A 15434-nucleotide genomic window follows, 5' to 3' on the forward strand; every position below is an offset into this window, starting at 1 on the left:
GCCGTTCGCATGCGCGTTAGGGCTGCAGGAGCTCGATCAGGTCGTCTTCGGTCAGATTGGCCAGGGAGACGCCTGCGTTGCCCGAACCGATGATGCGATCGGCCAACCCGCTTTTCGCTTCCTGCAGTTTGAGGATGCGCTCTTCGATCGTATCTTTGGCGATCATCTTGTATACGCTGACCACCTTCGATTGCCCGATGCGGTGGGTGCGGTCGGTGGCTTGGGCTTGCGCGGCGGCATTCCACCAAGGATCTGCATGGATTACGATCGACGCCCCGGTGAGGTTGAGCCCGGTACCGCCCGCTTTGAGCGACATCAGAAAGGCCGGCGTATCGTCTTCGTTGAACGCATTTACCAGATCGAGCCGTTTTCTCTTGGCCGTCGAGCCGGTGAGGGTGTAGTGGGGGATACCCGATGCGTCGAGACGTTCGGCGATGAGCGCAAGGAAGCTGGTGAACTGCGAGAACACGAGCACCTTTTCGCCTGCGCCGCACGCCGATTCCACCAGTTCGACGATAGCGTCGAGCTTTGCGGCCGAACCGGCGTAGTTCTCGTAGAGCAGGTGCGGATCGCAGCAAAGCTGTCGCAGCCTCGTCAGCTCGGCGAGAACCTCCACCTTGTGCTCGTTGAATGCGTGTTCCTTGCGGTTCCTCCGCTGCTCGGTCAGCGATTCGCGCAGTTGCTGCTCGTGGGCTGCGTAGAGCTTTCGCTGCTCCTCTTCCAAGGGGGTGTAGAACACTGATTCGATCTTGTCGGGCAGATCGCGCAGTACGTCGGCTTTAAGCCGGCGCATCATGAACGGGCCGACGAGCGCCTGCAGTCGACGAGCGGCCTCGTCGTCATCGCCCATGATCGAAAGCTCGAATCGCTCGCGAAATCGCATGTACGATCCCAACAGGCCGGGCATGAGGAAGTCGAAGATGCTCCACAGCTCGCTCAATCGGTTTTCCATCGGCGTGCCGGTGAGTGCGAAGCGATGGCGTGCGTTGATGCGCTTGACGCTCCGCGTCGTAAGCGTCGCGTGGTTCTTGATGTACTGGGCTTCGTCGAGGATGCAGCAGAAGAACTCCCTGCCGTCGTAATCGGCCGAATCGATGCGGAGCAGATCATACGAGGTGATGAACACGTCGCACGCCCGATCTGCGCGAATGCGCGCCCGTTCCCGCTTCGTGCCGACGATCGGCCGCACATCGAGTTCGGGTGCGAATCGTTCGAACTCGGCGACCCAGTTGTAGACAAGCGAGGCGGGGCACACGATGAGGCTCGGGCCGATCTTGTGCGCCTCGGTGCGGCGTGCAAGAAGCAATGCGATGATCTGAGCCGACTTTCCGAGGCCCATCTCGTCGGCAAGGACGCCGCCGAAGCCGCTGTCGAGGAGCATGCTCAGCCATCGGAAGCCTTCAAGCTGGTAGGCGCGCAGCATGCGGTCGAGTGGCTTGGGAGCGCGGTACTTTCGCCTACTTACGTTTCGGAGCTTTTCGAGGTAATGCGTGAACGATTCGTCCCGCCGGGCGTCTTCGAGCTCGTCATCGAGGTAGAACGCGCGAAACGAGGGCAGCTCTACGGCCCCCGAGCTCAACTGCTTTCCCGAAATGTTCAGATCCGAGACGATGCGATCGAGCTGCGCGAGGTCGCATTCCTTCAGATCGACGAACGCCCCGTTGCGCAGCCGATGGTAGCGCTTGCGCTTCTTGTAGCTGGCGAGCAGCGGCCCTATCTCGGATGCGGGCAGGTCGTCGGAAGAGATGGTAAGGTTGATGAGGTTTCCGGCCAACGAGAGGCCGAAGGATACGCGGGGCTTGCGATCGGTGAGAAGCCGGTCGAAGGCGGGGGTGGTGAACACCGCTCCGACTGCTTGGAACTCGACAAGGCCGCCGAATACGAGGGCGGCAACCGCTTCGTCGTTTTCGATGGGTATCCGTTGGCCGGGGTAGCGGAAGTACCGGTTCACAAGCTGCTTCGCGTAGTTCTCGACGAGGTCGTCGCGCAGCGGGGCGGGGGCGTGTTGCTCTTCCTTGCGGATTTCGCCCTGCGCGAACAGGGGGAATCGGCGCTCGCCGTAAACTGCTTGCGCGTCGCATGAAACTCCCTGCTTGTCGCGGTCGAAGAAAAACTCGAGGTTGCAGGGAACGGGGCGGTACGCTTCGATCTCGCTCGGAGCCTGTACGTTCAGACGGTTCTCGATGCACGGTAGCACCGTTGCGCAGAACAGCGGCATGTCGGCGCATGCGATGAACAGGCGGTCGTCATCGCTGTCGTATACGTCGCGCAGAAAATCGGCGCAGTGCGAAAACTCCGGCGAGCATCGAAAGAACACGTCGCCCTGCCATACGTACATGCGCTCGCCGTGGGCTGCAAAGGGGATCGCGTCGGTTCGGACGATCGAATAGCCGTCTGCGCCCACCTTGTTCAGCTTGAGGTCGATGCGCGGATCCTGGTGTTCGACGTGGGCAAGCGTATTCGAGCGGACCCCGTAGTCGTTTCCCTCCACGGCGAAATCGGTCCCATCGAGCATATCGACGAGTTCGATGAGCTCCGCTTCGGATAGATCCAGATCGCGATCGGCGCTGTCACGGCTGCGGTATCGTCGGGAGAACGCGGTGTCGGCGTGCTCGCGCACCGCTACCGTCTTATCGAGAAACCGCGCGAGAGATTGCGCTCGTTCGGTCAGCATGGCGGGATGGTGCGCGAAGGCGAGCTTCTTCCCGTAGGAAAAGGTCTCGCCCTTGCGCATGCGGTGCACGAAATCCGTGACGCTCTTGAGCACGTAGGAGCCCTGGGGTCCGACCACCTTGAAATGCGCGGTCCATGCGCGGTATCCGTATCCGATGATCGTTTCGATCTCGATGGAACCCGCTTCGGGGGAGCGATTGATCTGCTTTCCGCGCTCCATGAACGCGGCGATGCTGGCGGAGGTGCTTGCCGCTGCCCGCTTCTTCTGGAACCCGAGGAACCTTTCGGGAGCCTCGTTGTAGGAGAGGACGAGGGCGGCGCAATGCTTGCACATTCCGTCGTAAGAATCCATCGCGGGGCAGGTGCACGAGTAGTCGAGGATATCGTCGTCCTCTTCGTCGAAGACGACGTAGGTGCGGTAGCGCTCGTTCCAGCCCTTGCTTCCCACGAAGAACGCGCTTACGGCGGTCTCCGATTCGCCGTATCGGCACTTTTTCGTGAGGATGCTCTTGTCCGAGGCCGCGATTTGCTTTGCGCGCTCGAAGGTGCGTGCAAAGCAGTGTCGATTGATTTCTTCCTCAGATATCATGTGCACCTTACAAGGATGCTCGCATGGTTCTGCGAGCATCCTGATCGATCGGATTTGAGCTGTGCATATGCGCAGTGAAACGCACTACGCTTCGAGCAGATCTTCCACTGCGGCGAGCTTCACGCAGCACACGAACACGTCCATGGCCGCCTCGAGTTCTTCGAGCGGGGGCAGCGTGGGGGCGATGCGGATGTTGCTGTCGGCCGGATCGTTTTTGTACGGGTAGGTGGCACCGGCTCCGGTCATCACCACGCCCGCCTCCTTGGCGAGCCCGACGATGCGCTTCGCCGTGCCGGCTGGCGCGTCGAATGAGACGAAATAGCCGCCGCGCGGGTTGCTCCACGAACCGCACCCGGTTTCGGCGAGACCCGCTTCGAGCTTTTCGCATACGAGCTCGAACTTCGGGCGCACGATAGCGGCGTGCTTTGCCATATGGCGGGCAAGGCCTTCGGCGTCGCGGAGGAAACGCACGTGGCGCAGCTGGTTAAGCTTGTCGTGGCCGATGGTCTGAACGCCCATGCGCTTTTTGATGTCGGCGACGTTCTCGGGGCTTGCGGCCATAGCGGCGATGCCCGCACCCGGGAAGGTCACTTTGGAGGTCGAGGCGAACTTGAAATAGCGGTCGGGGTTGCCCGCTTCGATGCAGGCATCGCCGATGTCCATGAGGTGATCCTGGTCGGCGACGTCGTCGTAGAGGTGATGGACGCAGTAGGCGTTGTCCCAGAAGATACGGAAATCGTCGGCTGCGCACTCCATGTTCGCCAGGCGTTCGACGACCTCGTCGGAATAGGTTACGCCGCCGGGGTTCGAGTACTTCGGAACGCACCAGATGCCCTTGACCGACTCGTCTTCGGCGACGAGGCGCTCGACTTCGTCCATATCGGGACCGTCGGCGAGCATGGGCACGGTGATCATCTCGATGCCGAATGCTTCGGTCACGCCGAAGTGGCGGTCGTAGCCGGGGACGGGGCAGATCCATTTGACCGTATCGAGCCGGCCCCACGGGGTGGAGCCGAGCGTCCCGAACATCCAGCAGCGCGCGACGGCGTCGTACATGATGTTGAGGCTCGCATTGCCGAAGACGATGACGTTTTCGGCTTCGTCGTCGAGCATCGAAGCCATGAACTCTTTGGCTTCGGGCAACCCGTCGACGACGCCGTAGTTGCGGCAATCGGTGCCGTCGGCGCTCTTGTAGTCGGCGTCGGAGGACAGGATGTCAAGCATCGGCATGCTGAGATCGAGCTGGGCGGCGGCGGGCTTTCCTCGTGCCATGTTGAGCTTGAGCCCCTTGGCTTTATAGCCGGCGTATTCTTCTTCGAGCTGCGCACGCAGCGTATCCAATTCGGCAGCCGATAGGTCTGCATAGGTTGACATCGTGGTTCCTTTCACCGTCTTGGCCGATAGATGCAACAAAAAGAGGGAGGTTACTCCATTCAGATAAAGTATAATCCCACCGTACTGTTCATTATAGGGGAAGAAGCGAATACATGGTTTCCAACGATTTTTGGGTATTGCTCGCCATGCTCATCTACTTCATCGTCGTGGTGGTTATCGGCTTCGTGTACGCGAAACGGTCGAACGCCTCGTCGGAAAACTACTTTCTCGGGGGGCGCAGCCTCGGGCCGTGGCTTACGGCTTTGTCGGCCGAAGCGTCGGATATGTCGGGCTGGCTGCTTATGGGGCTGCCCGGCGTGGCGTACTTCACCGGCGCGTCCGATGCCATGTGGACGGCCATCGGCCTTGCCTGCGGCACGTACCTGAACTGGAAGATCGTCGCGCGCCGTCTGCGCAAGTACTCCGAAGTGGCCAACAACTCCATCACGCTGCCCGATTTCTTCTCGAACCGCTTCCACGACAAGAAGAACATCCTGATGACAATCGCCGCGATTATCATCCTGCTGTTCTTCTGCATCTACGTGGGCAGCTGCTTCGTCACGTGCGGCAAGTTGTTCTCGACGCTGTTCGGACTCGATTACGCGACTATGATGGTCCTCGGCGCGCTCATCGTGTTTCTGTACACGTTCGTGGGAGGCTACCTCTCGGTCTGCACGACCGATCTTGTGCAGGGCATGCTCATGGTCACGGCGCTCGTGGTCGTGTTCATCGGCAGTGTGACCGCGGCGGGCGGCGTCGACAACACGGTGGCGTTCTTGCAGGACATCCCCGGGTTTTTGAGCGGTACGCATATGGCGGCGCCCGTGCTCGACGACGCGGGGCGGCAGATCGTCGAAGACGGTATGCCCCTGTTCGGCGTTCCGAACGAATACGGGCTCGTGACGATCATCTCGGGCCTCGTGTGGGGCCTCGGCTATTTCGGCATGCCGCAGGTGCTCGTGCGCTTCATGAGCGTGCGCCATTCCGACGAGATCAAGAAGTCGCGTATCATCGCCACCGTCTGGGTCGTGGTGTCGCTGACCGCTGCTGTGCTCATCGGCCTTATCGGCCGTGCGGTCATTCCGACCGAGTTTCTCACGCAGTCCGCCGCCGAGAACGTGTTCATCGTGCTCTCGCAGATGCTTCTGCCGGCGTTCTTCTGCGGCCTTGTCGTATCGGGCATCTTCGCCGCATCGATGAGCTCGTCTTCGTCGTATCTGCTCATCTCGGGATCGGCCGTAGCCACCAACATCTTCAAGGGCCTCATCAAGAAGGACGCGACCGACCGTCAGGTCATGATCGTCGCTCGCTTGACGCTCGTGGTCGTGCTGCTGTTCGGCATCGTGATCGCGCTCGACGAGAACTCCTCGATCTTCCAGGTCGTGTCGTACGCGTGGGCCGGGTTCGGCGCCTCGTTCGGCCCGCTCATGCTTATGAGCCTGTACTGGCGCCGCACCAATCTTCCCGGAGCGGTGGCGGGCATGCTCGTCGGTGCGGGCACCGTGCTTGTCTGGAATGCGTTCGTCAAACCGCTCGGCGGATGGTTCGGCATCTACGAGCTGTTCCCGGCGTTCGTGCTCGGGCTCCTCGCGATCATCGTGGTGTCTCTGGCAACCAAGGAGCCCTCGAAGGAAGTCACCGACGAGTTCGACAGCTATCTGGAAGCCGACGTGTAGGAGGCTCGTTCGCCCATGCGAACTACGCGAGCGGCTCGCCAACCCATGGCAAGCCGCTCGTTTTTTCGGATACGGTTCGGGCATGCGTCACCCTGGCGATCGGATGATCGGCCGTCACGCGCCACGATCGGCTTCATGCGAGCGCTCGCTCGTGGGAGGCCTGCACCCAGTGCACGAGCTTTTCCATGCCTTCACCTGTCCGCGCCGACACGACGAACACCTCGAGCGCGGGGTTGAGGGCGCAGGCGGCCTCCTGCAGCGCGGGCATGTCGAAGTCGGGGTTCGTCGGAAGGTAATCGCTTTTGGTTACCACGAGCGCGTCGACGACGGCGAACATGGGCGGGTACTTGTACACTTTGTCGTATCCTTCGGGCACCGACAGCAGCATGACGCGCGTGTGGCATCCCGTATCGAATTCGGCTGGGCATACGAGGTTGCCGATGTTCTCGAGGAACAGGTAGTCGAACGCTTCGCCCTCGAACGCGGCGAAGGCCTTCTCGACCATGCCCATCTCGACATGGCAGGTCCCCTTCGTATTGAGCTCGACCGAGGCAACGCCCGCTTCTTTGATCTTGAGCGCATCGACGTCGGATTCGAGATCGGCTTCGATCACTCCTACCTGGGGCAGGCCCTTTTCCCTCAGCCGCTCGATGAGCGCGAGCAGAAGCGTTGTCTTGCCGGCTCCCGGCGATCCCATGACGTCGATCATGAAGGTGCCTTCGGTTTTCCTCGCCGAACGGAAGGCGTCGGCCGCATGTGCGTTGTCGGCGAGTATCTCTCGCTTGATCTCTATCGTACGTATATCGTCCATGTGAACCTCTCTTCCGGTATGTCGCCCACGCGAGCTCTTCTTCCGGTATTGCTGCCCACGCGAGCTCTCTTCTTCCGACATTACCCCGCCCATGCGGCTTCTCTTCTATTAGGGAATGCATAACCTGCACCGTTTTGTGAAAGAAATGACACCGAGAAAACTGGGCACGTGCACGAAATACCTGATGGCAATTTGGAAGTATCTTCCCTGCAGCAAAATGTTTTCACAAAACGGTGCAGGTTATGCATTCCCTTTCGATATGGCATTACGCCGGACCGCGGTTCGGCGCTTCCGCTGTGCTGCCGACGATCTCGATGCCGTTCACGAAAAACTCTATACCAGAGTTGAGCGTGTAATCCTTAGCCTCGCATGAGGGACACTGCCACGAGGAGCGGTCGCGCACATCGAGGTGGAATACCTGTCCGCACGCGCTGCAGCGCACGGTGAACGGCACGCGCGTGATGACGAGCTCGGCATGCTCGGCAACCGTTCCGCGGGCAAGGTACGCAAAGCAGCGCTCGAACAGGTCCTCTACGATGTCGCGCACGTATCCGATGGTGAGAGACACCGAGCGTACCTCGGTCGCACCAGCTGCCTGCGCTTCTTCGAGCACCATGTCTACTACGTCGCGGGTAAGAGCCATCTCGTGCATTAGTACGACCTGCCTTTCGAATCGGGTTCGCTCGGCGTTTCGGCGCGGTGCGCTCAGCGTGCCGAAACGCCGAGCGGTGCCGCTCTCGTATGAGCGGCTTTTACGGAAGCGAGCGGTGGGCGGCTAGTGGATCTTGTTGTTCTTGAAGCGGTACTCCGTCTTCATGTTGTTGTCGTCGAGCATCGTCTGCGGAAGCTCGGGGATGCTCTCGATGTCCTTCTGCATAAGCGTGCGCGCCCCCTGCGGGCACACCGTGCCGCATTGGCCGCAGCGCACGCAGTTCATGCCCACGGTGGGATAGCCCTCGTCGTCCATCGTGATGGCGAACAGCGGGCAGCGCTCGGCGCACGAGCCGCACTTGATGCAGGCGTCCTTGTCGTGCTTGAGCGAGTAATGGCTGATGTTCGTCCAGACGTTGTACTGGTCGGCGACGGGTGCGAGCGCAACGTAGGAGCCGAGGATGGCGCAGCAATCGCCGTGGCAGCTGCAGATGACCTCGGACTCCTTCGAATAGCAGCATTGGATGACCATACCCGCATTCACGCTGCGCTTGATGATGGCGAGCGCCTCTTCCTGGTCGATCTGGCGGCCGATGCCGTTCTCGATGTAGAACTCCGCCTCTTCTCCGGTGCTCAAGCACGTTTCGATCGGGTGGTCGCAGTCGGGGCTCGTCGTGTTGAGCACCTGCTTGGTCAGGCGGCACTGGCAGGTTGCGACAGCGAGCACCGTATGGCTGCGGATGATCCGCTCGTAATCGTCGTAGCGCAGGATCTCCTCGTTTGCGACGACCTCCCTGTCGACCGGCACCGTGCGGTAGAACATGGTCTCGGAGTTGTAGAACTGGTCCTTCACATCGGCGCCCATCTGCGCGTTGTGCTTGCCGAGCCATTCTTCGGTATAGTTCGTCCAATTGTACTCGTAGATACCGTGGAACTGCGGGATAAGGCTGAAGTGCACCACGCCGCCGCGCCGCATGCGGTAGAGCAGCCCGCGGGAGGAGAGGTCCTCGCATAGCTCGATGCACGCGGCTTCGTCTCGCCCGGATTCGACGGCGAAGTCGGCGGCGGTAAAGTGCACGCCGCGGGGCATCTCGAGGCAGGCCTGCGCCTCTTCCTCGCTGAAGAGATGCATGACCAGGTCGAAGCTGTGGTCGTTAACGTCGGAGCCGATGCCGGAGCCTATGGTGTCGAGCAGCGTGCGCATCTTCACATAGACGGCGGGAATGACCGTGCCGTCCTCGCAGGTGTAGTCGCTTTTTGAGTTGATGAGCTCGGCGCGCAGCTCGTTCACCTCTGCAAGCGTCAGCTGCTCGTCGTCTCCTTTGGTTGCTTTCCTAGCCTGCGCGGGCTGACTGCCTTCGGCCGGCGAACCCTGCGCGGCCGATTGCTGCGGGCTGCATCCTCCGAGCGCCCCGAGCGGAAGTATGCCCAAAGCGCCCAGCGCGGCGCCTCTGAGAAAATCGCGCCTTTGGATATCGGTATCGACGATTCCCATGGTAGTTTCCTTTCCCCCTGATCGTTTTTCGCACCCCGAGCGCCCGGCTCGCGTACCGTCTCGCATCGAGGCTCTCCTTCGATCTTATCGGGCTGAGCGTTTGAGCGGCGGCCGACTTGCGCGGGTCGCGATGCGGGATTCGCAGCGGGCGATTCATTTTCTGCATCGCATCCGCTATGATGAATTGGGAGAATTATCGGCGCGCTTTTCGGTTTTCGGATGATAGCGGACAGACGCACGTACCGAATGGGATGCAGCATGCTGGATTATTCACGTGAATTCATCGTTTTAGCCGCCAGCCTGAACTACACGAAGGCCGCGGCAAAGCTCAACGTGTCGCAGTCAAGCCTCAGCCGGCATATCGCCGATCTTGAGCGCGAGCTCGGGTTTTCGCTGTTCGATCGCAATCCTTTGGCGTTGACGGCGGCAGGCCGGCACTACATGGAGGCGATCAGCGCGCTCATCGAGCGCCTGGACGAGGCAGTCGACGAGGGCCGTTCGATCGCGAATCGGGATGGCGGCGAGTTCTCCGTGTACATGCTTCCGACCGACAGCCTGTATGCTTCTGTCGTGTACGAGAGCGTGGCGCGCATCCGCAAACACGCCCCTTCGTTCTCTCCGCGCTTCCGCTACACCGATCGCGATAGCTCGGTGTTCGATGCGGTACTGTCGGGAAAGGCCGAGATGGGCATCCTGCTCGGGAAGCCCGCGGAGGTTCCCGAAGGCTATGCGTGCGAGTGGCTGGTCGATTCTCCGGTTGTCGCGTGGCTCCACGAAGACAGTCCCGTGCTGCAACGCGGGATCATACGGTTCGAGGATCTCGCCGACTGCTATCTTGTCCGTTCGACCACTCAATCGTCGCATACCTGGTCGGACGGTATGGCATCCATATACAGCGACCATGGCGTCGAGCCGAAATTCCATCTGCGCGACCTGGAGAACAAGGAGAGCTTCTATCTGACGCTGCGTCCCGACGAGGTGCTGCTTGCGTCCGACGAGGGAAGCGCTCTGTGCAAGTACAACCCCTCTCTTGTGAAGGTCGAATTTGCGGATCCGCCGCTGTTCTTCTCGACGCACATGCTGTACGGGGTTCCTTCCGCACCTCTTGTTCGGAAGCTCGTCGAGATGTGCCACCGCGTGGTGGAGGAACGCGGTTCGAGGTTCGAATCCAGGTAACGGACCCGTCTTGCCGGCTCCCGGCGATATGCAGGCAGACCTCGCGGGGGCTTGACAGCTGCGTGGCGGGATTCTCCGCCATAACTATTGACCGATACGGTCAACAGTCGCTATACTCGATCTGCTGACCAAATCGGTCAACCGTGTTTTGCAGAGGCGCGGAAGAGCATGCGCTTCGCGGCCGCGCAGGTCGAAGCATCGGGAAAGCGGGCACATCCATGAACGAACGGTTTTTCACTTTGTCGGAAGAGAGGCGCAACGCGATCGTCAACGCGGGGTTTCACGTATTCTCGAAGCATGGGTACAAGAAGGCATCCACCGACGAGATCGCGCGCGAGGCGGGCATCTCCAAGGCGCTTTTGTTCCATTACTTCGAAAGCAAAAAGGGCCTGTTCACCTACCTGTACGATTACGGCGTGGAATTCCTCGCGGATGCGATAGGCAGGCTGCACGACTACGACGAGACGGACTTCTTCGAGATATTCGCGAATGCGCAGGCGTGCAAGATCGAGATGCTTCGCGAGCATCCGGATGCGATGCAATTTCTCGTGGGCGCCTATCTCGAAGACGATCCCGCATTCGGACCGGAGTTCGGCGCGGGGTTCCAGGAGGCGCTCGAGAAAAGTTCGCGGGCGTTTCTCGTGCGCGCCGATGTGTCGAAGTTCAGGGACGGCATTACCGTCGAGCAGGTGCTCAACATCGTGCTGTGGATGTCGGACGGCTTCATGCGCGCACAGCCGCCGCAGGCGCTTGCCGATCTCGAAGCGGTCAACAACGAGTTTCTCGCCTATCTTGAACTGCTCAGACGCCAGTTCTACAAGGAGGAGTACCTATGAACGATGCAGTCATCGAAGCGGTAAAGCTCACGAAGCGCTACGGGAAGGCGCGCGGCGTCACCGAAGTTGATCTGGCGGTGTCCCGCGGTGACATCTTCGGGTTCATCGGGCCGAACGGGGCGGGGAAGAGCACGTTCATCCGTACGGTGCTCGGGCTCATCAAAGCGACGTCGGGCGAAGCGCGTGTTCTCGGGTTGGAATGCGGCCCTTCCCGCAAGGAGGTGCTCGCCCGGGTGGGGTACATGCCTTCCGAGGCGCAGTTCTACCACGGGATGCGGGTGGCCGACGTGATCGCGTATTCGGCCCGTCTGCGTCGCAGGGATTGTGCGGCCGAGGCAAAGCGGCTGTGCGAGCGGCTTGGCCTCGATGCGAAGCGGAAGGTAGAAGATCTTTCGCTCGGCAACCGCAAGAAGGTGAGCATCGTATGCGCGATGCAGCACAAACCCGATGTCTACATCTTCGACGAACCGACGAGCGGTCTCGATCCGCTTGTGCAGAAGGAGTTCTTCGCCCTGCTGCTCGAGCGTCACGACGAGGGTGCAACCGTCATGCTCTCGTCCCACGTGCTCTCCGAGGTGCAGCGCTACTGCGAGCATGCGGCCATCATCCGCGAAGGGCGCATCATCGCGTCGGGCACGGTCGACGAGCTTTCGGCTTCGGCTGCTCGCCACGTGCGGGTTCGCGGGGTCTCGGGCGGATTCCAGCCGCCTTCGGGCTCACGCAGCTTCGCGCTGCACGATGGCGATGCGGCGTTTCTGTACCAAGGCGACATGCATGCGCTCGTCGAGTGGCTTGCGGGCGTCGGCTTTGTCGACGTGATGATCGAGGAACCCGATATCGAAGAGGTGTTCATGCATTTCTACGCCGACGGAGCCGCCGATGCGGATAACAAAGCGAGAGGCGGTGGGGCGCTATGACGGGCTTCGCGCACGAGATGAGGCAGAACTGCAGGATGCTCGTCATCTGGGCGCTTGTCATCGGAGGCATGATTGCGGTCTGCATGGCCATGTTTCCCGAGATGGAAGCGCAGTCGGCCGATCTCAACGAGATGTTTGCGAGCATGGGGGTGTTCACCGAGGCTTTTGGCATGGATCGCTTGAACATCGGCGAGCCGATGGGCTTCTTCGGCGTCGAGGTGGGAAGCGTGCTCGGCATCGGGGGAGCGTTCTTCGCAGCTTACCTCGGCATACGCATGCTATCCAAGGAGGAGACGGAGCATACGGCCGAGTTTCTCCTCACGCATCCGGTGAGCCGGTTCTCAGTGGCGGCGCAGAAGCTCGCGGCGGTCGTCGCCTGCATCGTCATCCTCAACGTCGCCTGCGCGGCGTGCTCGATCGCTTCGTTCGAGATGGTCGACGCGGCAATCGATTGGGAACCCTTCTGGCTGTTCTGCGCCGCCGAGCTTCTCATGCAGCTTGAGATAGCCTGCGTGTGCTTCGCCCTCTCGGCGTTCATCGGCCGCGGAAGTATTGGGGTAGGACTCGGGTTCGCCGCACTCCTGTACTTCCTCAACATCGTCGCGAGCTTGAGCGACAAAGTCGACTGGCTTCGCTTCGTCACGCCGTTCGCCTACGCCGATGCGGCGAGTATCGTTCCCAACGCCGCCCTCGACGAAACGCTTGTGGGGCTCGGCGTGCTGTATGCCGTCGTCGCGCTCGTGATCGCGGTTTCGGTGTACGCGCGCAAGGACATCGCCGTGTAGCGCACGATCATACGCGGGTAGCCTGGAACGAACGTTTGTGCGATACTATGCTTTTACGGAATAGGCTCCCGGAAGAAAGCGACGCGACTATGGATGCAGCGAACAGCCCGAGCGCACCAGACGATACGGCCGCAAAGGCTGCTTTGGCCTCGCCGGGCGACTCGCTTGCGCCGTCGCAGGACGCAGATGCGCCAGCCCGTGCGCTCGATTGCTTCTCCGAGGGCGTGCGCGGGTGGTTCCTCGAGACGTTCTCGGCACCCACGCCCTTGCAGGGGCGCGCTTGGGCGGCTATCGCGCAAGCTGAGAACGTCCTTGTCGTCGCACCGACCGGATCGGGCAAGACGCTCGCCGCGTTCCTGTTCGCCATCGATGCGCTCATGCGGGAGAAGGCGGATTGCGGCGATGGGGACTTCGGTGCGGACGACGGGGCGCGCGCAGCGGCGCCCGATGCCGCATCTGACGGGCNTGGAGGTGCGGGTGAGCGTGCCGGTGGCGGATTTGAGCGCCATACCCTCGTTCGGCGGCTTCGAGCCCGACAGGGCGGATGCGGCGCAGGGGGGAGCGCGCCGTGGGGGTGCAGGCGGGCCCCGCCGCGCACCCGCCGAGCAGGCATGGAAATCCGATAGGGCGCTGCGTGCGGTCATGGACGGTCATACGCCGAAGACGGTCTCGCCCGACAGCCGGGCGGGGTCTTCGTCCATCTGGCCCTATGTCGAGTCGGCCATCCTCGACGAAGTGCTCGCGCACAAAAGCACCATCGTGTTCGTGAATTCGCGCGGCCTCTGCGAGAAGCTGACCTCGCGCATAAACGAGCTCTACGCGAAGAGACGGGGCGAGTTCTCCGGGGTGGGCGAGACCGATCCGAGCGCCATCCGCTCGGGCATCGGCGCGACCACCGATCTCGCCCAGCCGACAGCCGAGGTCATAGCCAAGGCGCACCACGGCTCGGTGTCGAAAGAACGCAGGCAGCAGGTGGAAGCCGAACTCAAGGCGGGCGAGCTGCCCTGCGTTGTGGCAACGTCGAGCCTCGAGCTCGGAATCGATATGGGTTCGATCGATCTGGTGCTGCAGGTAGCCCCGCCGCCCTCGGTGGCAAGTGCGCTGCAGCGCATCGGCCGCGCGAACCACCAGGTGGGCGGCAGATCCGCAGGCGTCATCTACCCGCGCACGCGAACCGAGGTCATCGATGCGGCCGTCGTGTCCGAGGGCATGGCCTCCGGTGCCATCGAAGAGACGGCGATCGTGAGAAACCCGCTTGACGTGCTCGCGCAGCAGACGGTCGCTGCCGTTGCCATGGACAAGGTCGCTGCTGACGATTGGTACGCGACCGTGTGTCGCGCCGCGCCGTTCTCGGAGCTGCCGCGTCGGGCGTTCGACGCGGTGCTCGGCATGCTCGGCGGGGCGTACTCGTCGGCCGACCTCGCCGATTTCTCCCCGCGCATCANGCACAGTCGGACTCGTCGAGGCCCAGACGGCCACGCCCTCGCCGTTCGCCGCTCCGCTTCTTTTCGGATACGTGGGAGATCATCTCTACGACGGCGATCTTCCCGCCGCCGAGCGCAAGGCTTCGATGCTCTCGCTCGACCCGACGCTTCTGGGCGAGCTTCTGGGCTCCGACGAGGTCGGCCAGCTGATCGACGATGACGTGGTCCGAACGGTCGAATCCCAGCTGCAGCGCCTTGCCCCCGATCGCCGCGCACGGGGTATCGAGGGGGTTGCAGATCTGCTGCGCTCGCTCGGGCCGCTCACGGTCGAAGAGGTCGCTGCGCGCCTCAGGCCCGATGATGAGGCTGCGGAGGTTGCAGCGCGCAGCGGGTTCCACGATGCGTCCGAGGGCTCCTCCGACAGCGCGTTTGCGGCATCGGACGCACAGGCACTCGCCGCTCTCGAGGAGCTCGGAGCGGCGCATCGGGCGTTCGCTGCGACCTTCGGCGCTGTGGCGCGATGGGTCTTTGCCGACGATGCGAGGCGGCTGCACGGCGCCTTGGGCATCGCGGTTCCCCCGTGGGCTCTCGATTCTGCTTTTGCCGAGGCGTCCGACGAGCGCAGCGAGCGCCGTCATCCGCTCGACGAGCTTGTCGCGCGCTTCGCACGCGGCCGCGGCCCCTTTTCGGCGGCGGATGCGGCCGGGTTCTTCGGCATCGGACGCGCCGTCGTGCTCGACAGCCTCGAGCGCCTCGCTTTCGAGGGGCGGCTCGTCCAGGGTCGGTTCGGGAGCGCCGAGGCCGGAGGCGAGATGCGGGAGTGGGTGTCGGCGGAGGTCTTTCGGCGGCTGCGATCCTTGTCGCTCGCCAAGGCACGCAAGGCTGTGCGTCCTGTTAGCAGCGATGCATACCTGCGTTTTCTTTTCGATTTACAGGGGGTGGACCCGGTCGGTCGCGGGCGTTTCGGTGGCGTCGAGGGCGTGGCGCACGTTATCGCTCAATTCGAGGGAGTGTATCTGCCGGCGGG

Annotated in this window: 13 protein-coding genes; 8 read left to right on the plus strand and 5 right to left on the minus strand. The window is 62.1% G+C overall.

Translation table 11 applies throughout. The features are described from left to right. Positions 1-16: 16 nt before the first annotated feature. Both C1722_RS01700 and C1722_RS01705 read right to left on the minus strand, forming a co-directional pair. Entirely contained in the window at positions 17-3262 is a 3246-nt protein-coding gene (locus C1722_RS01700) for a DEAD/DEAH box helicase (RefSeq protein ID WP_102377730.1), read from the minus strand. 84 nt (positions 3263-3346) lie between these two features. Next, positions 3347-4636, minus strand: a complete 1290-nt coding sequence (locus tag C1722_RS01705; protein ID WP_102377731.1) for an aspartate aminotransferase type Ic — start codon at positions 4634-4636, stop codon at positions 3347-3349. Between the two features lie 113 nt (positions 4637-4749). On the opposite strand from C1722_RS01705, the gene putP reads away from it, so the two are divergent. Further along, on the plus strand, positions 4750-6312 hold the full coding sequence (putP, locus tag C1722_RS01710; RefSeq protein WP_102377732.1) for a sodium/proline symporter PutP: 1563 nt from the start codon (positions 4750-4752) through the stop codon (positions 6310-6312). A 133-nt stretch (positions 6313-6445) separates the two neighbouring features. Here putP and hypB read toward each other — a convergent pair whose 3' ends face one another. The 3 genes from hypB to C1722_RS01725 form a co-directional block, all read right to left on the minus strand. After that, the gene (hypB, locus tag C1722_RS01715) at positions 6446-7123 is read right to left on the minus strand and encodes a hydrogenase nickel incorporation protein HypB (protein ID WP_102377733.1); all 678 of its coding nucleotides are present in this window, start codon (positions 7121-7123) and stop codon (positions 6446-6448) included. A 265-nt stretch (positions 7124-7388) separates the two neighbouring features. Beyond that, a complete protein-coding gene (locus tag C1722_RS01720) occupies positions 7389-7775 on the minus strand; it encodes a hydrogenase maturation nickel metallochaperone HypA (RefSeq protein ID WP_102377734.1) in 387 nt (128 codons plus the stop codon). 123 nt (positions 7776-7898) lie between these two features. Next, entirely contained in the window at positions 7899-9269 is a 1371-nt protein-coding gene (locus C1722_RS01725; protein WP_180994985.1) for a 4Fe-4S binding protein, read from the minus strand. Positions 9270-9527: 258 nt separating this feature from the next. On the opposite strand from C1722_RS01725, the gene C1722_RS01730 reads away from it, so the two are divergent. The 7 genes from C1722_RS01730 to C1722_RS17240 form a co-directional block, all read left to right on the plus strand. Further along, positions 9528-10445 carry a LysR family transcriptional regulator gene (locus C1722_RS01730; RefSeq protein ID WP_180994986.1) on the plus strand — a complete coding sequence of 306 codons (918 nt, stop codon included), beginning with the start codon at positions 9528-9530 and terminating at the stop codon, positions 10443-10445. Positions 10446-10663: 218 nt separating this feature from the next. After that, a complete protein-coding gene (locus C1722_RS01735) occupies positions 10664-11281 on the plus strand; it encodes a TetR/AcrR family transcriptional regulator (RefSeq protein ID WP_102377737.1) in 618 nt (205 codons plus the stop codon). Beyond that, a complete protein-coding gene (locus tag C1722_RS01740; protein WP_102377738.1) occupies positions 11278-12198 on the plus strand; it encodes an ABC transporter ATP-binding protein in 921 nt (306 codons plus the stop codon). The genes C1722_RS01735 and C1722_RS01740 overlap by 4 nt, the downstream gene beginning before the upstream one ends. Beyond that, positions 12195-12983, plus strand: a complete 789-nt coding sequence (locus tag C1722_RS01745) for an ABC transporter permease subunit (RefSeq protein WP_102377739.1) — start codon at positions 12195-12197, stop codon at positions 12981-12983. The genes C1722_RS01740 and C1722_RS01745 overlap by 4 nt, the downstream gene beginning before the upstream one ends. Positions 12984-13072: 89 nt before the next feature. Beyond that, on the plus strand, positions 13073-13609 hold the full coding sequence (locus tag C1722_RS17735; RefSeq protein ID WP_102377740.1) for a DEAD/DEAH box helicase: 537 nt from the start codon (positions 13073-13075) through the stop codon (positions 13607-13609). Positions 13610-13625: 16 nt separating this feature from the next. Next, the gene (locus tag C1722_RS17235; protein WP_102377741.1) at positions 13626-14627 is read left to right on the plus strand and encodes a helicase-related protein; all 1002 of its coding nucleotides are present in this window, start codon (positions 13626-13628) and stop codon (positions 14625-14627) included. Beyond that, positions 14554-15434: DNA glycosylase AlkZ-like family protein (locus C1722_RS17240; protein ID WP_180994987.1), on the plus strand; the 881-nt coding region annotated here is incomplete at its 3' end. The genes C1722_RS17235 and C1722_RS17240, both read left to right, overlap by 74 nt.

Source organism: Raoultibacter timonensis, assembly GCF_900240215.1.
Classification (GTDB): Bacteria; Actinomycetota; Coriobacteriia; order Coriobacteriales; family Eggerthellaceae; genus Raoultibacter; species Raoultibacter timonensis.